Here is a 19,582-nt window from a genome sequence, read left to right on the forward strand (position 1 = left end):
TCGCCAACGCGAGGGGGCCTTTTTATCAGCTGGCGATCAGTGATCTGCTGGCAATCAAAGGGCTATCAGCCCTTGATGCGCTCGATGCGGCCACCCAGACCCTGCAGCTTCTGCTCGATGTCTTCGTAGCCACGGTCGATGTGGTAGATACGGTCGACGATGGTAGTGCCTTCGGCTACAAAACCGGCCAGCACCAGACTGGCGGAGGCGCGCAGATCGGTCGCCATCACCTGAGCACCCTTGAGTTGCTCGGTGTCGCGGCAGATGGCCACATTGCCCTGCAGTTCGATGTCAGCGCCCATCCGTACCAGCTCGGGAACGTGCATGAAGCGGTTCTCGAAGATGTTCTCGGTGACCATGGCGGTGCCCTTGGCGACCGCGTTCAGCACGGTGAACTGTGCTTGCATGTCGGTCGGGAAGGCCGGGTAGGGGGCGGTCTTGATGGTGACCGGTTTGAGGGTGCGGCCAGTCATGTCGAGGGTGATCCAGTCAGCCCCTTTCTCGATCAAGGCACCTGCCTCTTCCAGCTTGACCAGTACCGCTTCCAGCAAGGTCGGGTCGGTGTTGCGGCAGGTGACCTTGCCACCGGTAACCGCTGCACCCACCAGGAAGGTACCGGTTTCGATACGGTCAGGCTGCACGCTGTAGTCGCCACCGTGCAGGCGTTCGACGCCATCGATGGTCAGGGTGTCAGTGCCTGCGCCCTGGATCTTGGCACCCAGGGTGGTGAGGAAGTTGGCCAGATCGACCACTTCCGGCTCACGGGCGGCGTTTTCGATCACGGTGCGGCCTTCTGCCAGGGTGGCGGCCATCATCAGGTTCTCGGTACCGGTGACCGAAACCATGTCCATCAGGATATGGGCGCCTTTGAGGCGACCATCGACACGGGCCTTGATGTAGCCATCTTCGATGGTGATCTTGGCACCCATCAGCTCCAGACCGTGGACGTGCAGGTTGACCGGACGGGCACCGATGGCGCAACCGCCGGGCAGGGAGACGTCAGCAGCCCCGAAACGGGCGGCCAGCGGGCCCAGCGCCAGAATGGAGGCGCGCATGGTCTTCACCAGCTCATAGGGGGCGACGTGGTTGTTGACCGCACCGGTCAGCACGGTGACGTTGCCGTTGACCTTGGTGGTTGCGCCCAGCATCTCCAGCAGCTTGATGGTGGTGCCCACATCTTTCAGACGCGGCACGTTGGAGAGGTGCACCTCTTCATCACACAGCAGGGTGGCGAACAGGATCGGCAGGGCAGCGTTTTTGGCGCCAGAGATGGTCACTTCGCCGTTGAGAGTACAACGACCATCGATTTTGAATTTGTCCATTTTTACTTCGTTACCAAATCAGGAGGGCAATAGGAATTTACGTTCGCGTTTCCACTCGGCGTCGGTGAACGCCTTGATGGAGAGGGCGTGAATGGCGTTACTGGCGATCTTGTCCATCAGCGGGGCATAGATAGCCTGCTGTTTCTTGACCCGGCTCATGCCGTCAAACATGTCACCGACGGCGATCACTTGATAGTGACTACCGTCCCCTTTGACATGGACTTCGGACAATGGCAGAGCCTCGAGGAGTATCGCTTCAATTTCAGAGACTTGCATTATGCGTCCTCAGTTGTGAGCGGGGTTGACTGAAACAGCCCGGCCACCCCGTAGAGGTTGGCCAGGGTATAGAAATCACTGGAGGCGCCCACCAGTTGCGGTGTGGCGCCTCGCGCTAATACGTTTTTGGCCCATTTGACCAGCAGCGCCAGCCCGGCGGAGTCGAGGGTGGTGACGCCGCCGAGTTCGAGCCGGTCATTCTGCCACCACTGGGCGCGGGATTGCCACAGCTCATTGACCTGTGGCGCCTGCAGATCACCGCTCAGGATCATGGCTTGAGCACTAGCGGTTTGGCGTTGTGTTCGCGCAACTGGGCGATCACCGCATCGATGCCGTTCTGGCGAATGAGGCCGCCCAGCTCGCTCTGTTTGGCGGAGAGCAGGCTGATCCCCTCGGCGACCATGTCGAAGGCTTTCCACTCGCCGGTCTTGTTGTTTTTGCGCAGCTTGAACTCGAGGAAGATATCCGGCTTGCCGGGCTCTTTTACGCTGACGCTGACGGCGGTGATGTTGCTATCACCGGCCGCTTTGCCCGGTTCGACCTTGACGGTCTGCTTGTCAAAGTGGGCCAGCGCGTCGGCGTAGGAGCTCACCATGTATTCGGTAAAGACCTCGACAAAGGCATTGCGCTGCGCCTCGGTGGTCTCTTTAATCTGGTTGCCGAGCACCTTGTAGGCGGCAAAGCGGTTATCCACGTAGGGCAACAGCTCTTCACGGATGATTACCCGCAGGTGATCCGGATTGCTTTTTACTTGGGCATGATCGGCTTTCAGGCGGGCAAAGGTCTGCTTGGCCGCTTGATCCACCAGTGCATTGGGGTCGGTTGCATCGACTGCGGCTTGGGTCGACAGGGAAAAGAGCATGCTGGTCATCAGGCCGAGCAGCAGGGCGATTTTCTTGAACATGGTTACTCCTTCTTGCTGTCAGGTTTGCTGTCGGAGGATTGGCTGTAGAGGAATTTGCCAATCAAATCTTCCAGCACGATGGCGGATTTGGTGTCTTCAATCAGATCACCATTTTTGAGCATACCGGTTCCCATCTCCTCATCGCTGAAGCCGGGGGCCAGACCAATGTACTGCTCGCCCAGCAGACCCGAGGTCAGGATGGAGAGCGAGCTGGTATCGGAAAACTCGCCAGCACTCTTTTGCATCAGCAAGGTGACTTCGGGCACCTGGGTTTTTGGGTCCAGCGCAATATCGCTGACCCGACCCACCACCACACCGCCGACCTTGATCGGCGAGCGGACTTTCAGGCCGCCGATATTATCGAAATGCGCGCGCAGGGTATAGGTTTCTCCTTCCGGTTTGAAGCTCAAACCGGCCACTTGCAGTGCCAACGCCAGAATGGCGCCGAGGCCAGCCAGCATGAAGGTGCCAACCAGGAATTCTACTTTGCTGAACTTCATCGTTACCTTATCCAAACATGACTGCGGTGAGTATAAAATCCAGGCCGAGTACGGCGAGGGAGGAGTGGACCACGGTACGGGTCGTGGCCTGACTGATCCCGGCCGAGGTCGGCTTGGCATCATAGCCGTTAAAGAGCGCAATCCAGGTGATCACCAGGGCGAAGATCAGGCTCTTGATGGCCCCCTGCATGATGTCATCCTGCCAGTCGACGGAGGCCTGCATGGCTGACCAGAAGCTCCCTTCATCAACCCCCAGCAAATCCACTCCAACCAGTTTGCCGCCAAAGATACCGATCAGGCTAAACATAAAGGCCAATAGTGGCATGCTGATGACCCCGGCCCAGAAGCGCGGCGCGACGACGCGGCGCAGCGGATCGACCGCCATCATCTCGAGGCTGGAGAGTTGTTCGGTGGCCTTCATCAGGCCGATCTCGGCGGTCAGGGCAGACCCGGCGCGACCGGCAAATAACAGGCCGGTCACCACAGGCCCCAGTTCCCGCAGCAGGGAGAGAGAGACCAACGGCCCGAGGCTCTGCTCGGCGCCGAAATCCTTCAATACGTTGTAACCCTGCAGCGAGAGCACCATGCCGATAAACAGGCCGGAGACCAGAATGATGGCCACCGACTGCACGCCCACTACGTAGAGCTGTTGCACCAGCAAGGGAAAGTGCTTGCGTGGTTCGGGTTTGCCCGCCAGTGCATGAAACAGCATGATGGAGGCGCGGCCGACGGAGCTGATAACACGCACCCCGATCCGACCCAGCTTGCTTATTTGACTTATCAACATCAGAGATCCTGTAGCAGATCGCCTGCCGGAAAATGAAACGGAACAGGACCGTCGGGCAACCCTTTGAGGAACTGCTCGACTTCGGGATTGTGCTCCTCGCGCAATTGAGCCGGGGTGCCGTGTGCCACCACCTTGCGATTGGCGATGATGTAGGCGTAATCGGCGATGCTGAGCACCTCTTTCACATCGTGGGTAACGATGACGGAGGTGATGCCAAGGGCATCGTTCAGCTCCTTGATTAGTTTGACCAGCACCGCCATGGTGATGGGGTCCTGCCCGACGAAGGGCTCGTCATACATGATGAGATCGGGGTCAAGGGCGATGGCTCGGGCCAGTGCCGCCCGGCGCGCCATGCCGCCGGAGAGCTCGGACGGCATCAATTGTGCCGCGCCGCGCAAGCCCACCGCTTGCAGCTTCATCATGACGATGGTGTGGATCAGCTCCTCCGGCAGGCCGGAGTGCTCCCGCAGCGGGAAGGCCACATTGTCGTAGACCGTCATGCCGGTAAACAGGGCGCCACTCTGGAACAGCATGCTCATCCGTTTGCGCACCTCGTAGAGACGGCTGCGGGAGAGGGTGGGGATATCTTCCCCGTCGAACAGGATGTGACCGGACTCAGGTTTGATTTGGCCACCGATTAAGCGCAGCAGGGTGGTTTTGCCGATACCGCTCGGGCCCATAACGGCGGTGACCTTGCCACGGGGAATGGTCAGGCTGATCCCGTCATACAGCAGCCTATTGCCGTGGCTGAAACTCAGGTCGGAGATGGTGATCAGATCATTGTTCAAACAATTGTCCATCCGGTGTAAATGAGGTGCGAATTTTATGGGGTAGTCTAGGTGTAAGCAACAGCAAGGAACAACTATTGAACAGGTTGCCAGCCTATTTGCACGACAGTTTTCTGTAACAAAGAGCGTCATTCATCGTGGGGTTCACCATCCGATTCGCTTATCCGGGCAGACTTTTTTATAATCCCGCAGCTAATTTCGGCCCGGAGCTGTGTCTTTATGTCTGTAAAGCCTGAGAAAGTGTCTGAACTGTTCGATTTTCGTCGCAGTGCCCGCGCGGTGCTGGACATTGAAAAACAAGCGATAGATGGACTCTATCAGTACCTGAACGATACCTTCGACAGGGCCTGCGAGATGGTGTTGCGCTGCGGCGGCAAGATAGTGGTCACCGGCATGGGCAAGTCGGGCCATATTGGCAGCAAGATTGCTGCGACCCTCGCCAGCACCGGCACGCCAGCCTTTTTCCTCCATCCGGGGGAAGCGAGTCACGGTGACCTGGGGATGGTATCCAGTGGCGATCTCATCATCGCCATCTCCAACTCCGGCGAGAGCGACGAGATCCTGGCCCTGCTGCCGGTGCTCAAACGCCGCGGCATTCCGCTGATCTGCATGACCGGCAATCCGGCCTCCACCATGGCCAAAGAGGCTAACGTGCACCTGTGCATCAAGGTGGATAAAGAGGCCTGCCCATTGGGGCTGGCGCCCACCTCCAGTACCACGGCGACGCTTGTGATGGGCGATGCACTGGCGGTGGCCCTGCTGGAAGCGCGCGGCTTTACTGCCGATGATTTTGCCCTTTCTCACCCGGGTGGGTCGCTCGGCAAGCGCTTGCTGCTGCGGGTCGGTGACTTGATGCATCGTGGTGAGCTGTTGCCCCGGGTTGGCATCGATGCCACCATCAGCGAGGCACTGCTGGAAGTGAGCCGCAAAGGTCTGGGGATGACGGCGATCATCAATGTCGATGGCGTGTTGGCGGGGTTGTTTACCGATGGTGACCTGCGCCGCATTCTCGACCAGCAGATCGATATCCATCACACCCCCATCAGCCGTGTGATGACCACCAACTGTGTTACCGTAGGGCCAGAGATGATGGCGGCTGAAGCCGTCAAACTGATGGAAACCCGCAAGATTAACGGATTGCTGGTGGTGGATGAAGAGAAGCGCCCGCTCGGTGCCTTCAACATGCACGACCTGCTGAAAGCCGGAGTAATTTGATGCAAAACGTACCGACCCTCTATGGTCCGGTGACGCGCAGCCAGTACGACAAGGCGGCGCAAATCCGCCTGCTGGTGTGCGATGTGGATGGGGTGCTCTCCAACGGCCTCATCTACATGGGAAACAACGGCGAAGAGCTGAAAACCTTCTGCACCCGCGATGGTGCGGGCATGCGGGCGTTGCTCAATGCCGGGATCGAGATCGCCATCATTACCGGGCGCAACTCTCGTATTGTCAGCGATCGGATGAAAAGCCTGGGTGTGGCTCACGTGGTGCAGGGAGCTGATAAAAAGCTGCCTCACTTCGAAGCGCTGCTGGCCAAGCTGGGGCTTAGCCCGGAACAGGCTGCCTATATGGGAGATGACACCATAGATCTGCCGGTGATGGCCGCCTGTGGCCTTGGCATCGCGGTGGCGGATGCTCATCCGCTGGTGCTGAGCCGTGCTGATATGGTGACTCGCCTTGGCGGTGGCATGGGCGCGGTGCGCGAGGTGTGCGACCTGATCCTGCAAGCGCAGGGGTTGGCCGATGACCTGCCCGAGGCGTCGGTATGAGCAGACAGACCTTGTTGTTTGCCTTATTGCTGCTGGTGGCGCTGGTCGCCTGGCAGTTGGGCAAGGTGGAGCTGGTGCCGGAGAGCGCCGTCAAAATCGAAAATTATCAGCCGGATTTTGTCGCTAAAGATCTGGTGACCACCCGTTTTGACGTGAATGGTAAACGTACCGAGCGATTGGAGTCTGACTACGCCGAGTATTACCAGCTGCTCGAGCAGGCGACCTTCGACCAGCCGGTAGTCTATATGTATGACGAGCAGGGGAGTGCCGAGTGGAAGATCACTGCCGAAACCGGCGTGCTCAACACCGGTGACAACGTGATCCTGCGGGATAAGGTGCATCTGGATGGGCTACTGCCAACTAGCTTCATCTCCACGCTCGATACGCCCTATCTGGAGCTGGATCTGGTGACGCAGGATGTGCGCAGCAACCGGGAAGTAAATATTCTGGGTCGGGATTTCCAGACCCAAGGGGTTGGCCTCAAGGGCCATCTGGACCGCAAATATTTTGAGTTACTGGATCAAGGTCATGCCATCTATTTCAATGAAAAACGCTAATCTGGCTCTCGCAGCCCTGTTGTTGTGTGGTGCTGTGACTGCCAAAGAGTCCGACTTTGCCGAGAAGGTCTATGTCGATGCCGTCAAACAGGTGGCCGAGATGCAGGATAATCGCATCACCTTTGAACAGAATGTCATCATCACTCAGGGCACCATCAAGATCCATGCCGACAAGGTGGTGGTGACCCGTTCCGGTGAGAAAGGGGCCGAGGTGATGACTGCCTACGGCAAGCCAGCGACCTTCTTCCAGATCATGGATAATGGCAAGCCGGTCAATGCTCATGGCAATAGCATTCGTTACGAGCTGAAAAACCGGCTGGTCACCATTACCGGCAACGGTCAGCTCAAGCAGGAAGATAGTCTGGTCACTGGCGACCTGATCCGTTATGACATCGACAAACAAAAAATGACTGCCGAGAGCAAGAACCCGACCCAGCGGGTCAGGACCGAGTTCCTGCCGGATCAAGTAGAGAACTTCGACAAACCCGCCGACCAGAAGAAGCAGGGAAAATAAGCCATGGCAGTGTTAAAAGCAGTTGGGCTGCAAAAAAGCTACAAACGTCGCATGGTGGTCAGCGACGTTAGTCTGGAAGTGGGCACCGGCCAGATTGTCGGCCTGCTGGGCCCCAATGGGGCGGGCAAGACCACCTCCTTCTACATGATCGTGGGACTGGTGCAGCGGGATGCCGGTCTTATTACTATCGACGATCAGGATATCAGCCTGCAGCCGATGCATGTGCGGGCTCGCAATGGCATCGGCTATCTGCCGCAGGAGGCCTCTATTTTCCGCCGCCTGTCGGTGTTCGACAACCTGATGGGGGTGATGCAGACCCGCAAGGGGTTGAGCCGCGAGGAGCGGGAAGACAAGGTTCAGCAACTGCTGGAAGAGTTCAACATCACCCACATTCGCGACAACCTGGGTCAGAGCCTCTCCGGCGGTGAGCGCCGTCGGGTCGAGATCGCCCGCGCGCTGGCGGCCGAGCCGCGTTTTATTCTGCTGGATGAACCCTTTGCCGGGGTTGACCCGATTTCTGTGATAGACATCAAGAAGATCATTCAGCATCTGAAAGATAGAGGCCTTGGCGTCTTGATTACCGACCACAACGTCAGAGAGACTCTGGACGTATGTGAGAAGGCCTATATCGTCAGCCACGGCAAGATGATTGCCGAAGGTGCACCGGCGGACATCCTCGCCGATGAACAGGTCAAGCGCGTCTATTTGGGCGATCAATTCAGTCTATAGTAAGGGGGCATGCCTTCATTCTCTTTGACGAATGCCTCGCTGAACATAAGGATATCCCGACGTAGATGAAGCCGACATTACAGTTGCGTCTCGGTCAATCCCTGACCATGACGCCGCAATTACAACAAGCTATTCGTCTGCTCCAGCTCTCCACTTTGGAACTTCAGCAGGAAATTCAGCAAGCGCTCGAGAATAACCCCCTGCTGGAGCAGGAAGAGAGTGAAGTACAAGAGACCAGTCCGGAAGAGCCTGTTGACGCTAGCCAGCTGGATTCCAGCGATGCCATGGCGCAGGAGCAGATGCCGGACGAGCTGCCGGTAGATACCACTTGGGATGAAGTCTACTCTGCCGGGACCGCCCAGAGCGCTGGACCTATTCACGATGGGGAAGATAGCGTTTATCAGGGCGAGACCACCGAAAACCTGCAGGATTATCTGTTGTGGCAAATGCGGCTGACCCCGTTCAGCGATGTGGATGCCGCCATCGCCCTCGCTATCATTGATGCTATCGACGAGTCCGGCTATTTAACCGTTGAGCTGGAGGATATCCTGCAAGCGGTCAGTAGCGATGCGCTGGAGGTCGAGCTTGATGAGGTCGAAGCTGTGCTCAAGCGGGTGCAGCATTTCGATCCGGTCGGCATCGCTGCCCGTTCGGTGCAGGAGTGTTTGTTGATCCAGCTGGGGCAGTATGACCCGCAGACTCCCTGGCTCAATGAGGCCAAGGAGGTGATCCTCGAACATATGGACCTGCTCGGTAATCGTGACTACCGAACTCTGGCGCGCAAGACCAAACTCAAAGAGAGCGACCTCAAGTCGGTGCTGGATCTGATCCAGCTGCTGGAGCCGCGCCCCGGCAATGGCATCATCCAGAGTGACTCCCAGTATGTGATCCCCGATGTCTCTGTGGTCAAGAAGGGTAGCAAGTGGGTCGTTGAGCTTAATCCTGATTCTTCCCCGCGCATCCGGGTCAACGAGACCTATGCTGCCATGGCCCGCAATGCGCGCAGTGGCACGGATACCCAATTTATTCGCTCCCATCTGCAAGAAGCCAAATGGTTCATCAAGAGCCTCGAGAGTCGCAATGATACCCTGCTGAAAGTAGCCTGTTGTATTGTCGAGCAACAACAGGGCTTTTTCGAGTATGGTGAAGAGGCGATGAAGCCGATGGTGCTCAACGACATCGCCGAAGCGGTGGAGATGCATGAATCGACCATTTCCCGGGTGACAACCCAGAAATACATGCATACCCCAAGGGGCATATTTGAACTGAAGTTTTTTTTCTCCAGCCATGTGAACACCGAAGGAGGAGGAGAGTGCTCATCGACCGCAATTCGCGCGCTCATCAAGAAGCTGGTCACGGCAGAGAATCCTGCCAAGCCGTTAAGTGATAGCAAGATCGCGGATTTGCTGGCCGAACAGGGTATTATGGTGGCGAGACGCACGATCGCTAAGTATCGCGAATCCTTGTTTATCGCACCTTCCAATCAGCGTAAACGCCTGGTTTAGGCAAAACAAAAGGATGATGTTATGCAAATTAACCTGACCGGACACCATGTCGAGATCACCGAAGCTCTGCGTGAATACGTGAGTAACAAATTTGCCAAACTCGAGCGTCACTTTGACCACATTAATAACGTGCATGTGGTGCTTAGTGTGGAAAAACTGAACCAGATAGCGGAAGCTAAATTGCATGTCAGTGGCGGCGAAGTGTTTGCTACCTCTGAGCATGCTGATATGTATGCTGCGATAGACACCTTGCTCGACAAGCTGGACAGGCAGATCATCAAGCACAAAGATAAGTTAAATAAAAAATAACTATGCAACTTGAACATATATTGAGTCGGGACTGCACCAAAAGTGCAGTCCCTTGTACCAGCAAGAAACGCGCCCTCGAAATCATCAGCGAGTTGGCCGCCGAACGCCTTGGCACCTCCCGTCAGGCGCTGTTCGAATGCTTGTTGGCCCGCGAAAAAATGGGCAGTACCGGGATCGGTGCCGGTATTGCGATTCCCCACGGTCGTATTGATGATGCATTCCCGCCAACCGCGATTCTGATGACCTTTGCGGACCCCATCCCTTTTGATGCCATCGACAACCAACCGGTAGATCTGTTGTTTGCGTTGCTGGTACCGGAAAGCGAGTGCAAGCAGCATCTCAAGACCCTTTCCCTGATGGCCTCCAAGCTTGGTGACAAGGCGGTCTGTCGCCAATTGCGTCAGGCAACCAGCGATGAAGAGCTCTATCAGATCATGACCTCGGCCTGATACCCAGGCTTGGAATGACCCACCTGTTTTGGCGTGAGGGAACAAGATGCAGTTAATCGTGGTAAGTGGACGTTCGGGCTCCGGTAAAACGGTAGCCCTGCGTGTGCTGGAAGATCTGGGTTACTACTGTGTGGATAACCTGCCGGTTAACTTGCTGCCACAGCTGATTGTCTCGGTCGAAAGCCAGTATGACAAGCTGGCGGTCAGCATCGATGTGCGCAATCTGCCGAGCGATCCGGATAAGCTGGAAAACCTGTTGGCGCAGGTGCGCAATGAAGGGCGAGTCACGTTCTCCAGCTTCTTCTTTGATGCCGACAACGGTACCTTGCTCAAGCGTTATGGCGAGAGCCGCCGCTTGCACCCCTTGTCGCGTAACAAGCTGTCGCTGGATGAGGCGATCCGTGAAGAGACCAATTTGCTGGCGCCCATCTCCTCGACAGCGGATCTGCGCATCGATACCACCACCCTCAGCATTCATGACCTGAGCGAGCTCATCAAGACCCGGGTGCTCGGCAAGAAAGAGAACGAGCTGGTGCTGGTGTTCGAGTCGTTCGGTTTCAAGTACGGCATTCCCAAGGACGCTGATTTCGTGTTCGATGCCCGTTTTTTGCCCAATCCGCACTGGGTCCCCGAGCTCAAGCCGTTTACCGGCAAGGATGAGCCGGTCGCCAACTACCTCTCGGCGCAGGCCGACGTGATGCTGTTCACCCAGCAGATCGAGCATATGCTGGTGACCTGGTTGCCCCATCTGGAGCGTAACAATCGCAGCTACCTCACAGTTGGTATCGGCTGTACCGGTGGTCAGCACCGTTCAGTCTTTATCGCAGAACGGCTGGCCAGCGCCTTCCGTTTGCTCGGCAAAAACGTGCAGATCCGGCACCGTACTCTCGACAAGAGTGCGCCCCAATCCTGATGGACCTATAGGACGACCCGATGACTGTTTCCGCCTCGGTTGAAGTGAAAAACAAGCTGGGCATTCATGCCAGACCAGCCATGATGCTGTTCGAGCTGGTGCAGGGTTTCGATGCCCACGTGCTGCTGCGCAATGAAGATGGTGTCGAAGCCGATGCTGACAGCATCATCGGTCTGCTGATGCTGGATTCTGCCCAGGGGCGACAGGTGGAAGTACAGGTTGAGGGCCCCGAAGAGGAGGAAGCCCTGGCAGCGGTGGTGGAGTTGTTTACCTCCGGCTTTAACGAGGAGTAATCACCTCCCGTTCCATATTATGAGCCAGTACGAGCCAGCGCTTTGAAGCTGGCAAAGTCCCGACAAGCCAGCAGATTTTTGCTGGCTTTTTCGTTCATGAAGGCCAGAAACAGGTCGTAGAGACCCATAGCTTCTTCGTAGTCGGCCTTGCTGATGGCCAGCACGAAAATAAGCGTCGCGATTTCACCATTGCTCCAGTCGATACCCTGCGGCGCCAGCACGGTGTAAACCAGAGTACGGCGTGCCAGCAGACCGAGGGAGTGGGGCAGTGCGATACCCTCTCCCAGCATGGTGGAGACGATACTCTCCCGCTCCTGTAGCGAAGCGCGGAAATCTTGCTCGACCAGCCCTTCATGTTCCAGCTGATCGCAAATCCGGGCAAAAAGCTGGCGTTGGCTGAGTGGTTCATTCACCACCATGAAGTGGTCGGCATCAAAATATTTGTCGAGCATGTAGGGGCGGGTGCGGTCGATCAGCACCAGTTTGCCGAGTTGCTCCAGTTGGTATTGGGTCGGGAAGGGATCGACCTGTACCACGGGTGCACTCTTCTCATTTACCTTGATGGTGCTGATGACAAAGTCTTGCTCTATCTGCGCCAACCCTTCGTAATCCCGTACCGACTCCAGCATGGTCAGTTGCAGCTGGGGATACTCTCGCCTGATGCGTGCCTCCAGTACCCGGAACGTAGCATTGCCGGCATCGCACAGCAAAAGAGCCTGTGGACGGCGGGTATAACCGATGTCGTAGTGGCGCTCCAGACCGACCCCGATGTGGATCACCAGATAGCCGATCTCGTGGTGGGTCAGCCGGTAAGGGGTCTGCTTTATCCACGCCGAAATGGCGGCCAGCGTGATGTCATAGGCTAGGGGATAGTACTGCTTGATGTGATCAGCCAGCGGGTTGTGGTTGCCAATCTGGTATTTGACCCGCAGCAGCATGGCGCTGATATGGCTCTGCAAATCGGCCCGCAGTTGCTGGTCGCCGCGCAGGTCATACGGGTAGTGCTGATGGATGTAGCAGAGCAGATGCTCGACCAGTTGTTCGCTCTCCGCCGCCATGGCCGGGCTCAGACTCGGACTGTCGGTAATCAGACGTGCCTGGATCTGGATGGCGAGGCCAGCGATCTCGTCATCTGCTGGCGGCGTCAGGGTTGGCAGTTCCGCATAAATATCGCGGGCTACCGCCAGCAGCGGTGTGGTCAGATCTTCGCTGGCGAAGTGGTGCAGCTCGTGACCCGAAGCTTGCCGCAGCAGGGCGACGGCACAGTAGATGGCGAGCTGCTGCAGGCTCTCATCGGCGAGGCGTAACTGATGGCGAGCGAGCTGGGCGTGGATGTGATTGCCCACCACCTCCATCGTCTTGCTGGGGCAGAGGTTGGGCAGCAGGCTCTGCAATTGGGTGTTGTGCAGCAACTCCTGATAGAGCAGCTGGGTCAGACAGGCACGGATCGCGGTCTCGTCTCCCTGAATGCGCATCCCTAGCCGGGGTTTGCTCTCGACCCCGAGTCTGAAGTGGCCGAGTTGCTCGCGCACCTCCGCCATGTCCCCTTGCAGCGCCGTCCGGCTCAGATACCAGGTATCGGCCAAATCATCGAGTTTGATCCCCTGCTCCGCCGTCAGCAACAGGATCTGCAGATGCAGCACCCGCTCGCGACTGGTGCGGGGCAGCGCGCTCTCCTGCTCCTGTGCGGCCAGCAACCCATCAAACAGTTCCTGATTGTAGATCTTCAACTGGTAACCGCTGCCGCGCTGATGGATCAGGTGGGCACCGTGGGTGGCAATCAGCTCGTTGAGGGTCGCCACATCGGTGCGCACCGTGCGGGTGGAGACATTGAGCCGACGTGCCAGCTCCTCCTGGGGCAGTGGTTCGGCATGGAGTTGGGTCAGCAGTTGATGGAGTCTGGGGTGGGGCAGCTTGATCATCGGCGGGGCAAGACTCCTGTCGGGAAATTAGGGTTCAATGTTAACTACTTGATTATTAACAAACCAGGCACTGACAGATCGACCAGTCAGTGCCTGCTTGCGTAATAAGCCTTTACCTACTTAGTCGGCTAACAGTTGCTTCACTATAGCCAAAAGGGTTCGAACATCCTCTGGCCGAGTCTGGCCGTTGGTACTATCGATGATGGAGCTGTAGACGTGGGGGATCACCTTCTCAACCCCGGCGTCCAGTGCGATCCGCACTATCTCCTCGAAGTTCTCCAGATCGATACCGCCAGTGGGCTCCAGCCAGAAGCCGTGGCGGGCGCAGGCTTCGGCCACCGCCTGATACTCGTCGCGGCAGGCCAGCCCGCCCATGGGGAAGAACTTGACCGAGCTGCCGCCCATGTCCTTGAGCAGGGCGATGGCGGTATCGATGGGGACAATGCCATCCGGCTGCCGGGCACTGAGGGGGCCGGTGGAGATCTTCACCATACCCGGCGTGCCGGTGGGGGAGATCAGCCCATTCACCAACGTGTGTGACTGGCCGAGCAGCGCCCGGCTGGCGCCGACCCCGGTGAACACCTGGTTGACGTGCTGAGGCTGCAGCTGGCGAGCCAGCTCGGCCACCATGGCGGACTGGCGCGGATCGCCGGCTCCCAGCCCGATGGAGAGGGCGTTGTCGATAAGGGCCGCATACTCCTTCATATCGGTGACCGCAGAGGGGATGTCCGGATAGTTTTTGGAGAGCACGCCGACCAGCACATGACCTTCAGCTGCGTCGTACACAGCAACGGCATTCTCTTTGGAACCTGCCAGTACGTTGAGGCAGACGCGATCACGGTAGTAGTTGGGAATAAGGGACATCAGCGATTCTCCTGTACGAGGTTGGCAATGGCGGCATGGATCTGGCCGAGCTGGGGGATGGTGACGCTGCGCACATCGATCTCGATGTGCCCCTCGTTGGCCTTGTAGCCACGGCAGTAGATGGCAGGGTTGCCCTGCTGCAGGCGGCTGACGAGCTGCACCGTGGTCATGCCGATCTGCTGGTGGTCAAATGCGATATCGGTGCGGGCAATATCACGCCCTGCACAGTCCCACACTACCTTGGCGGTGACGCCGGGCAGCTGGTTGAGGCGCTCGATAAAGGGGCTCATCTTGGCAACCATGGCGGCACCGCTCTCCTTCTCTTTGGCCAGATAGCGCTCGATGGCGTGAGTCAGGCCGAGGATCCCCTCTTTACCCACCTTCATGGCGCGGCCGATGCCGTTGGCCTGCTGTTTGACCCACTCCACATACTGGCGCTTACCGAGCACCAGCCCGCTGGTGGGCCCTTCAATGGCCTTGGCGCCGCTGTAGATGACCAGATCCGCCCCCTGGTTGTAATAGAGCCGCAGATCCTCTTCGGCGGCCGCATCAACGATCAGCGGCAACTGATGAGCCTTAGCCACCTCGGCGGCCTCGGCCACCGACAGAATGCTCTTCTGCACGCAGTGGTGGGACTTGATGTAGAGGATGGCCGCAGTATTGGTATTGATGGCGGCGGCCAGTTGGGCGGGGGAGCACTCGTTGGCATAACCCGCTTCCACCACCTTGCCGCCACCCAGATTGACCATGGTGCCGACGGGGGCGCCAAAGTTGACGTTGTGCCCCTTGGGCAGCACGATTTCGCTCGGCACGTCATGGGGGTGGCCATGCAGTTGCTCCAGCCGGTAGGGGTCGCCACGCACTATCATGGCGGCGACTGACTGGGCGATGCCGGCGCTGGCGCAGGAGACCACCACAGCATCTTCCACATCCAGCAAGCCAGCCAGATAGGCGCCGGTCTTGTTGACCAGATCCTTGACCTCAAAGTAGTGGCCGAGGCCGAAGTTGACCGCATCGACCACCTCCTGCTCGGGGGTGGAGACGCCGAGAATGGTCATGCGCCCGGAGGCGTTGATCACCGGTTTGAGCTGATATTTCTCATAAACAGAAGGCATGGTGTGATTTCCCATTGTGAGTCAGAACCAGTTCGCCCCCCACCAGGGCGGCGAGAGGCAGCAGTTGTTGGTCACCGCTGCGGGACTGGGCTTCGGTGTCCATAAACAGGGTCGGGCCGCTGGCGACCTCGAACAGGGTCAGATCGGCATCGGCGCCCACCTCGAGTCGCCCCTTGCCAGTCAGCCGCATGGCATCGGCCGCATGACAGGTGACACAGGCCAGTACCTGTTCCAGCGTCATGCCGATGGCGAGAAACTTCGACATCACGTGGGCCAGACTGTAGACCGGCCCCTTGATGCGGTTCTTGCAGTAGATGTCGGAGCTGATGGTGTGGGGCAGGATCCCCTGAGCAATGGCCAGCTCCGCCACTTCAAAGCTGAAGCTGGCGCCGCCGTGGCCAATGTCGAGCAACAGGCCCCGCTGCATCGCCTCGCGCACCGCGACCCGCAGCTCGCCAGCCGGAGTCAGGATGCGGTTCGGTTTGCCGTTGAAGCAGTGGGTCAGCAGGTCGCCATCCCCCAGCAGGGTCACAATCTCGTCCAGCTCCGGCGGTGTGTTGCCCACGTGTACCATCAGCGGCAGCTGGCCGTGGGTCTGTTGCAGCACTTTGGCCATGCGCAGCGGTTGCAGGCCGTTTTCCCCCACCACGCTACCGCTCATACGTGCCTTGATGCCGACGATAAACTCGGGATGGCGACGAATGGCTGCCGAGGCAAGATCCATATCCAGATCCCGGCTATCAGCCAGTTCGTTCTGGCGCAGCAGGCCGATACGGGAGAGATTGAGCAGGGCGTGCACCCGGGTCTTGCAGCCAGCGGCAATCCGCTGGAAGTCGTCCACGTCGTCGGCCCCTGTGCTGCCCGCGTCGATGACGGTGGTGACGCCAGACTCCACGCCGACCTTGTCCGGTTCATCGTGATAGATGGGGGAAGCGGGGTAGCAGTGGGTGTGGCCGTCAATCCAGCCGGCGCTCACATGAATACGACCGGCTAGCTCGAGGGTCTCTCTGGCAACCGCACTTTTCGGCAGTTGGCCAATGGCGGCCAGCTTGCCCTCCTTGATGGCGATATCGACGAGCTGGCCATCTCCCTGGCGCCCGGCTCTGATGATCATGTCGTACATGGTGATGGCCTCTAGAGTGCTGCCCCGCAGGGCAGCAGGTGCTTACACAAGGGCGACCGGGAAGAAGGTGCCGAGCAGCATGGCCCCCAGAATGGCACCGCCGGTGATGGGCTTGCCCCACACGTAGAACAGCAGTGCACCGAGCAGGGAACCCAAGCCGATAGGGATGGAGGCGCCCATGGCGGAGAGGATGATCAGGGGGCCAAGGAAGCGGCCTGAGCTGTTGCCAGCCCCCATCATCACATCAGCGCCGTAGGTGGAGTTGCTCTGGTTGATGGTGAACTTGCGCGCCAGAATGATCACGTAGCCGATAGCCAGACCAATCACCATGCCGGTCACCAGCGAGGCGCCGAAGTTCTCTACCGGATAGACGATTCCGGCACCCAACAACAGGGCGGGCACGCCTAGGCCGACCCCGGTCTGGATGGCGCCGCCGATATCGAGGATCCCCACCAGCGAGCCCTCGATGATGCGGGCGAACAGGAAGCTGGCACCAAAGGCCGCCACCGCACCGTAGGCGCCGGTGTCCATTCCCGCTTTCAGCATGGCGACGAAGGCTACTTCGTTGAAGGCGCCGACTCCGTACAGATAGAACATGTGGGTACCGGCAAACACCCCGGCTGACAGCAGGCCGACAAAGATGGGGAATGACCAGTCGGCGTACCAGAAGTTGTTTCTCAGTTTCTCATCCATGGTGTGATCCCTTATTTGCTGCCAAGCAGGTGATGGACGTTCTCCAGCCACAGGGGAATGCCCATATGGAAGGATTCAATCAGTTTCATATCGAAGCCGCGGAAGAAGCCGCTCAGCACGAACAGCAGCACGATGGCGGCCATCATCACCTTGGTGACATGGTTCCAGCCGCTCTCTTCAACCCCTTTGCCGATCAGGATGCCAAGCACCAGACCCGGTACCGCGTTGCCCATGATGAGCTGTGCCAGACCGCCGAAAATGGTGGCCCAGAAACCGGATTTTTTGCCCGCTTCGATGGCGGCGAGCCAGAAGATCACCGGCATGACGGTGTTGACCAGCAGGTTGGCTGCCGGCACCAGCACCTTGACGGCGGTGACTTGCAGGGCTTCCGGTACTGCGGCGGCGGTGCTGTTGAGGAAAGCAACCACGATGGCGCCTATGATGCCGCTGGCGATCGCCATCTTTTTCGGGTCATGCAGGGTGGTGGCGAGATCCCGGTTCTTGACCAGCAGGGTAGCCGTGGCCCAGTGCGGGATGATGCGGTGATCCACATCCTGGGTGAAGGCACCCGCTGCCACGGTCGAGGCCCAGGCGTTGAAGAAGAAGCCAAGGCCGAACGAGAAGTGGGAGGCGGGATCCCCTTCACAGGAGTTAAGTTCGCCCAGAGTACGGAAGGCGCCCATGCCCTGGACGGTCGGGGCGTGGAACATCCGCGCCGCGCCGGCCCCCACCCCGACGCCAACCAGGCCGCCAATGATGAGAGACTTGATAAAAATGATTAGAAACATCCAACGTATCCTTCTTGTGGGGTTGTGCCTGCGCAGGCATCACACCTGAGTGAACGTCACCTTGGCGACATCCAGACTGGTGACCTGAACCTTGATCTCCAGCTCAACGCGGTATTCGCGGCGCTGGCGCGGCAGGAAGAAGAACAGAAACTTCTCCACCCGGACCGACTCTTCTGCCTTGAGCACCTGCACCTCGAGCGGCTCAATCCGCAGCATCACTAGCGGGTTGTCCTTGAGCAGGCTCGACTGTACCTGGCTGAGCGCGGCGGCAAACGCCTGTTGGCGGGTCGCCCCCTTGCCGTTGACGATGACCTGGGTGGTGAAGTTCTCTTTCATCAGGCGCGTCCGTGCTTCTTGGCGAAGGCTTCGACCAGCTTCTGGCCCAGCTCTTCCTTGTCCATGAAACCGAAGCCCAGCACCACGCACCCTTCGTTGATGGCGGTGACGCCCTCTTCAACGGAGCGCATGCCGTAGCGGCACTTGTAGCCGTATTTGGTCTGGGCTGTGATGGCGCCGGCGCCGCCGCTGCCACAGAAGGAGATGCCAAGATCCGCCTGCTCCTTGTTCATCACGTCACCGAGCTTCATGTCGGCGGCCATGCCGGGAATGACGGTTACTGTGGCGCCAGCGGTTTCTGCGCCAGTCCCGACTTTTTGACCCTTGCCGAGACGATCTCCAATCACGAGTTTGATGGCTGTCATATTGATTTCTCCTGTTGTTACGGGTGCAGCACTGAGCTGAGTTCGTTTTCTTTGGCAACTTCGAAATGGACGGACAAGAGGTGCGCCTCTTCGTAGGCGAGTCTTTCCAGCCAGCTGACCACCTGTTCGGCAAGACGCAGCGAGAGGGGGGAGATCTCGTCAAACAGGCTGAGGTCGACCTCCGGCAGGGGCTCGCCACTGTAGGAGCGCCACACCATGGCCTTGACGTGGGAGGCCAGCATCTGCCGTTGCACCTCGTTGGGGATGATGCACTGTTCGGCCAGCAGGGGATGGATGCGTGCCAGCATATGGTCGGTCTGGCGCAACAACTCCGGGCTGTTCGGGGTCAGGGTCTGGTCGTGAGTCTCTGTTTGCAATGTCTGCTCTCCAAGGCTGGCAGAAGGTATGGGCTTACCCTAAGCCCACGCGGCGATGCAGAGGAGGCAGCGTTTTTCCGATTCAAAGCGGAAATTCCTGAATAAATTGCCGAAAACGGGCCTTTTGGCAGAGGGAAAGGCAATAAGAGGATGTATTGAAACCCATTTAATGTGACCGATGGCTCACTTCGCCGGGGGCCACTGCGGGGACAGCATTGTGCGAAATTGTGATATTTATCGCAGAATTTAACGAAATGAAGTGACCACGGGCGCTGGTGGCCAAGGTGCGACAACATGGCGTGGAGGTGACGGTTCCCCTTGGTATGAAGAGGGGGCTTCATAAAAAACTGGCCAGCAAGGGCTGGCCAGTCGGGGTGGTTGTCA

The 19,582-nt window shown here is 58.4% G+C and carries 26 protein-coding genes; 10 read left to right on the forward strand and 16 right to left on the reverse strand.

Going from position 1 to position 19,582, the window contains the following annotated elements; translation table 11 throughout:
- Positions 1–65: 65 nt before the first annotated feature.
- The 7 genes from murA to mlaF are packed head-to-tail and all read right to left on the reverse strand — an operon-like array spanning position 66 to position 4,589.
- The gene (gene murA, locus BN1135_RS20640) at positions 66–1,322 is read right to left on the reverse strand and encodes a UDP-N-acetylglucosamine 1-carboxyvinyltransferase (RefSeq protein ID WP_042024513.1); all 1,257 of its coding nucleotides are present in this window, start codon (positions 1,320–1,322) and stop codon (positions 66–68) included.
- 18 nt (positions 1,323–1,340) lie between these two features.
- The gene (ibaG, locus tag BN1135_RS20645; RefSeq protein WP_005306001.1) at positions 1,341–1,598 is read right to left on the reverse strand and encodes a BolA family iron metabolism protein IbaG; all 258 of its coding nucleotides are present in this window, start codon (positions 1,596–1,598) and stop codon (positions 1,341–1,343) included.
- The gene (locus tag BN1135_RS20650; RefSeq protein ID WP_042024514.1) at positions 1,598–1,870 is read right to left on the reverse strand and encodes an STAS domain-containing protein; all 273 of its coding nucleotides are present in this window, start codon (positions 1,868–1,870) and stop codon (positions 1,598–1,600) included. The genes ibaG and BN1135_RS20650 overlap by 1 nt, the downstream gene beginning before the upstream one ends.
- On the reverse strand, positions 1,867–2,502 hold the full coding sequence (gene mlaC, locus BN1135_RS20655; protein ID WP_042024515.1) for a phospholipid-binding protein MlaC: 636 nt from the start codon (positions 2,500–2,502) through the stop codon (positions 1,867–1,869). The genes BN1135_RS20650 and mlaC overlap by 4 nt, the downstream gene beginning before the upstream one ends.
- Before the next feature lie 2 nt (positions 2,503–2,504).
- Complete coding sequence (gene mlaD / locus BN1135_RS20660) at positions 2,505–3,002, reverse strand: outer membrane lipid asymmetry maintenance protein MlaD (protein ID WP_042024516.1); 498 nt, start codon at positions 3,000–3,002, stop codon at positions 2,505–2,507.
- A gap of 7 nt (positions 3,003–3,009) precedes the next feature.
- Entirely contained in the window at positions 3,010–3,789 is a 780-nt protein-coding gene (gene mlaE / locus BN1135_RS20665) for a lipid asymmetry maintenance ABC transporter permease subunit MlaE (protein ID WP_042024517.1), read from the reverse strand.
- A complete protein-coding gene (mlaF, locus tag BN1135_RS20670) occupies positions 3,789–4,589 on the reverse strand; it encodes a phospholipid ABC transporter ATP-binding protein MlaF (protein ID WP_042024519.1) in 801 nt (266 codons plus the stop codon). The genes mlaE and mlaF overlap by 1 nt, the downstream gene beginning before the upstream one ends.
- A gap of 207 nt (positions 4,590–4,796) precedes the next feature.
- Between mlaF and BN1135_RS20675 the strand changes: the two genes are divergently transcribed.
- The 10 genes from BN1135_RS20675 (at position 4,797) to npr (ending at position 11,615) form a co-directional block, all read left to right on the forward strand.
- On the forward strand, positions 4,797–5,792 hold the full coding sequence (locus BN1135_RS20675) for a KpsF/GutQ family sugar-phosphate isomerase (RefSeq protein WP_042024520.1): 996 nt from the start codon (positions 4,797–4,799) through the stop codon (positions 5,790–5,792).
- The gene (gene kdsC / locus BN1135_RS20680; RefSeq protein WP_042024521.1) at positions 5,792–6,346 is read left to right on the forward strand and encodes a 3-deoxy-manno-octulosonate-8-phosphatase KdsC; all 555 of its coding nucleotides are present in this window, start codon (positions 5,792–5,794) and stop codon (positions 6,344–6,346) included. Before BN1135_RS20675 ends, kdsC begins: the two co-directional genes overlap by 1 nt.
- A complete protein-coding gene (gene lptC, locus BN1135_RS20685; RefSeq protein WP_042024522.1) occupies positions 6,343–6,903 on the forward strand; it encodes an LPS export ABC transporter periplasmic protein LptC in 561 nt (186 codons plus the stop codon). The genes kdsC and lptC overlap by 4 nt, the downstream gene beginning before the upstream one ends.
- Positions 6,890–7,417 carry a lipopolysaccharide transport periplasmic protein LptA gene (gene lptA, locus BN1135_RS20690; protein WP_042024523.1) on the forward strand — a complete coding sequence of 176 codons (528 nt, stop codon included), beginning with the start codon at positions 6,890–6,892 and terminating at the stop codon, positions 7,415–7,417. The genes lptC and lptA overlap by 14 nt, the downstream gene beginning before the upstream one ends.
- Before the next feature lie 3 nt (positions 7,418–7,420).
- Entirely contained in the window at positions 7,421–8,146 is a 726-nt protein-coding gene (lptB, locus tag BN1135_RS20695; RefSeq protein WP_005336333.1) for an LPS export ABC transporter ATP-binding protein, read from the forward strand.
- Between the two features lie 65 nt (positions 8,147–8,211).
- A complete protein-coding gene (locus BN1135_RS20700; RefSeq protein WP_042024524.1) occupies positions 8,212–9,651 on the forward strand; it encodes an RNA polymerase factor sigma-54 in 1,440 nt (479 codons plus the stop codon).
- A gap of 21 nt (positions 9,652–9,672) precedes the next feature.
- Positions 9,673–9,960: a ribosome hibernation promoting factor gene (hpf, locus tag BN1135_RS20705; RefSeq protein ID WP_042024526.1), complete on the forward strand. Its 288-nt coding sequence runs from the start codon at positions 9,673–9,675 to the stop codon at positions 9,958–9,960.
- Positions 9,961–9,962: 2 nt separating this feature from the next.
- Entirely contained in the window at positions 9,963–10,409 is a 447-nt protein-coding gene (gene ptsN / locus BN1135_RS20710; RefSeq protein ID WP_042024527.1) for a PTS IIA-like nitrogen regulatory protein PtsN, read from the forward strand.
- Between the two features lie 46 nt (positions 10,410–10,455).
- On the forward strand, positions 10,456–11,322 hold the full coding sequence (gene rapZ / locus BN1135_RS20715; RefSeq protein WP_042024529.1) for an RNase adapter RapZ: 867 nt from the start codon (positions 10,456–10,458) through the stop codon (positions 11,320–11,322).
- 20 nt (positions 11,323–11,342) lie between these two features.
- Positions 11,343–11,615, forward strand: coding sequence for a PTS phosphocarrier protein NPr (npr, locus tag BN1135_RS20720; RefSeq protein WP_042024530.1), 273 nt, complete (start codon positions 11,343–11,345; stop codon positions 11,613–11,615).
- Between the two features lie 17 nt (positions 11,616–11,632).
- Here the strand turns inward: npr and BN1135_RS20725 are convergent, their stop codons facing one another.
- The 9 genes from BN1135_RS20725 to BN1135_RS20765 form a co-directional block, all read right to left on the reverse strand.
- The gene (locus BN1135_RS20725; protein ID WP_042024532.1) at positions 11,633–13,537 is read right to left on the reverse strand and encodes a BglG family transcription antiterminator; all 1,905 of its coding nucleotides are present in this window, start codon (positions 13,535–13,537) and stop codon (positions 11,633–11,635) included.
- Between the two features lie 120 nt (positions 13,538–13,657).
- Positions 13,658–14,401: a 2-dehydro-3-deoxy-phosphogluconate aldolase gene (dagF, locus tag BN1135_RS20730; RefSeq protein ID WP_042024534.1), complete on the reverse strand. Its 744-nt coding sequence runs from the start codon at positions 14,399–14,401 to the stop codon at positions 13,658–13,660.
- Positions 14,401–15,516: a DgaE family pyridoxal phosphate-dependent ammonia lyase gene (locus BN1135_RS20735; protein WP_042024535.1), complete on the reverse strand. Its 1,116-nt coding sequence runs from the start codon at positions 15,514–15,516 to the stop codon at positions 14,401–14,403. Before BN1135_RS20735 ends, dagF begins: the two co-directional genes overlap by 1 nt.
- Positions 15,500–16,639 carry an amidohydrolase/deacetylase family metallohydrolase gene (locus tag BN1135_RS20740; protein WP_042024537.1) on the reverse strand — a complete coding sequence of 380 codons (1,140 nt, stop codon included), beginning with the start codon at positions 16,637–16,639 and terminating at the stop codon, positions 15,500–15,502. Before BN1135_RS20740 ends, BN1135_RS20735 begins: the two co-directional genes overlap by 17 nt.
- Before the next feature lie 42 nt (positions 16,640–16,681).
- Entirely contained in the window at positions 16,682–17,332 is a 651-nt protein-coding gene (locus tag BN1135_RS20745; RefSeq protein WP_042024540.1) for a DUF4310 family protein, read from the reverse strand.
- 11 nt (positions 17,333–17,343) lie between these two features.
- Entirely contained in the window at positions 17,344–18,120 is a 777-nt protein-coding gene (locus BN1135_RS20750; RefSeq protein WP_042024543.1) for a DUF4311 domain-containing protein, read from the reverse strand.
- A 39-nt stretch (positions 18,121–18,159) separates the two neighbouring features.
- Positions 18,160–18,456, reverse strand: a complete 297-nt coding sequence (locus tag BN1135_RS20755) for a DUF4312 family protein (protein WP_042024544.1) — start codon at positions 18,454–18,456, stop codon at positions 18,160–18,162.
- Complete coding sequence (locus tag BN1135_RS20760; RefSeq protein ID WP_042024545.1) at positions 18,456–18,821, reverse strand: glycine-rich SFCGS family protein; 366 nt, start codon at positions 18,819–18,821, stop codon at positions 18,456–18,458. Before BN1135_RS20760 ends, BN1135_RS20755 begins: the two co-directional genes overlap by 1 nt.
- Before the next feature lie 17 nt (positions 18,822–18,838).
- Positions 18,839–19,198, reverse strand: a complete 360-nt coding sequence (locus BN1135_RS20765) for a transcriptional regulator (protein WP_042024546.1) — start codon at positions 19,196–19,198, stop codon at positions 18,839–18,841.
- Between the last annotated feature and the right edge of the window lie 384 nt (positions 19,199–19,582).

The sequence above is a fragment of the Aeromonas sobria genome (assembly GCF_000820145.1).
GTDB classification, from domain to species: Bacteria; Pseudomonadota; Gammaproteobacteria; order Enterobacterales; family Aeromonadaceae; genus Aeromonas; species Aeromonas sobria.

Bases quoted from the DNA above. Each gene is read 5' to 3' on its own strand.
- murA (WP_042024513.1), bottom strand. From the start codon at position 1,322: ATGGACAAATTCAAAATCGATGGTCGTTGTACTCTCAACGGCGAAGTG.
- ibaG (WP_005306001.1), bottom strand. From the start codon at position 1,598: ATGCAAGTCTCTGAAATTGAAGCGATACTCCTCGAGGCTCTGCCATTG.
- BN1135_RS20650 (WP_042024514.1), bottom strand. From the start codon at position 1,870: ATGATCCTGAGCGGTGATCTGCAGGCGCCACAGGTCAATGAGCTGTGG.
- mlaC (WP_042024515.1), bottom strand. From the start codon at position 2,502: ATGTTCAAGAAAATCGCCCTGCTGCTCGGCCTGATGACCAGCATGCTC.
- mlaD (WP_042024516.1), bottom strand. From the start codon at position 3,002: ATGAAGTTCAGCAAAGTAGAATTCCTGGTTGGCACCTTCATGCTGGCT.
- mlaE (WP_042024517.1), bottom strand. From the start codon at position 3,789: ATGTTGATAAGTCAAATAAGCAAGCTGGGTCGGATCGGGGTGCGTGTT.
- mlaF (WP_042024519.1), bottom strand. From the start codon at position 4,589: ATGGACAATTGTTTGAACAATGATCTGATCACCATCTCCGACCTGAGT.
- BN1135_RS20675 (WP_042024520.1), top strand. From the start codon at position 4,797: ATGTCTGTAAAGCCTGAGAAAGTGTCTGAACTGTTCGATTTTCGTCGC.
- kdsC (WP_042024521.1), top strand. From the start codon at position 5,792: ATGCAAAACGTACCGACCCTCTATGGTCCGGTGACGCGCAGCCAGTAC.
- lptC (WP_042024522.1), top strand. From the start codon at position 6,343: ATGAGCAGACAGACCTTGTTGTTTGCCTTATTGCTGCTGGTGGCGCTG.
- lptA (WP_042024523.1), top strand. From the start codon at position 6,890: ATGAAAAACGCTAATCTGGCTCTCGCAGCCCTGTTGTTGTGTGGTGCT.
- lptB (WP_005336333.1), top strand. From the start codon at position 7,421: ATGGCAGTGTTAAAAGCAGTTGGGCTGCAAAAAAGCTACAAACGTCGC.
- BN1135_RS20700 (WP_042024524.1), top strand. From the start codon at position 8,212: ATGAAGCCGACATTACAGTTGCGTCTCGGTCAATCCCTGACCATGACG.
- hpf (WP_042024526.1), top strand. From the start codon at position 9,673: ATGCAAATTAACCTGACCGGACACCATGTCGAGATCACCGAAGCTCTG.
- ptsN (WP_042024527.1), top strand. From the start codon at position 9,963: ATGCAACTTGAACATATATTGAGTCGGGACTGCACCAAAAGTGCAGTC.
- rapZ (WP_042024529.1), top strand. From the start codon at position 10,456: ATGCAGTTAATCGTGGTAAGTGGACGTTCGGGCTCCGGTAAAACGGTA.
- npr (WP_042024530.1), top strand. From the start codon at position 11,343: ATGACTGTTTCCGCCTCGGTTGAAGTGAAAAACAAGCTGGGCATTCAT.
- BN1135_RS20725 (WP_042024532.1), bottom strand. From the start codon at position 13,537: ATGATCAAGCTGCCCCACCCCAGACTCCATCAACTGCTGACCCAACTC.
- dagF (WP_042024534.1), bottom strand. From the start codon at position 14,401: ATGTCCCTTATTCCCAACTACTACCGTGATCGCGTCTGCCTCAACGTA.
- BN1135_RS20735 (WP_042024535.1), bottom strand. From the start codon at position 15,516: ATGCCTTCTGTTTATGAGAAATATCAGCTCAAACCGGTGATCAACGCC.
- BN1135_RS20740 (WP_042024537.1), bottom strand. From the start codon at position 16,639: ATGTACGACATGATCATCAGAGCCGGGCGCCAGGGAGATGGCCAGCTC.
- BN1135_RS20745 (WP_042024540.1), bottom strand. From the start codon at position 17,332: ATGGATGAGAAACTGAGAAACAACTTCTGGTACGCCGACTGGTCATTC.
- BN1135_RS20750 (WP_042024543.1), bottom strand. From the start codon at position 18,120: ATGTTTCTAATCATTTTTATCAAGTCTCTCATCATTGGCGGCCTGGTT.
- BN1135_RS20755 (WP_042024544.1), bottom strand. From the start codon at position 18,456: ATGAAAGAGAACTTCACCACCCAGGTCATCGTCAACGGCAAGGGGGCG.
- BN1135_RS20760 (WP_042024545.1), bottom strand. From the start codon at position 18,821: ATGACAGCCATCAAACTCGTGATTGGAGATCGTCTCGGCAAGGGTCAA.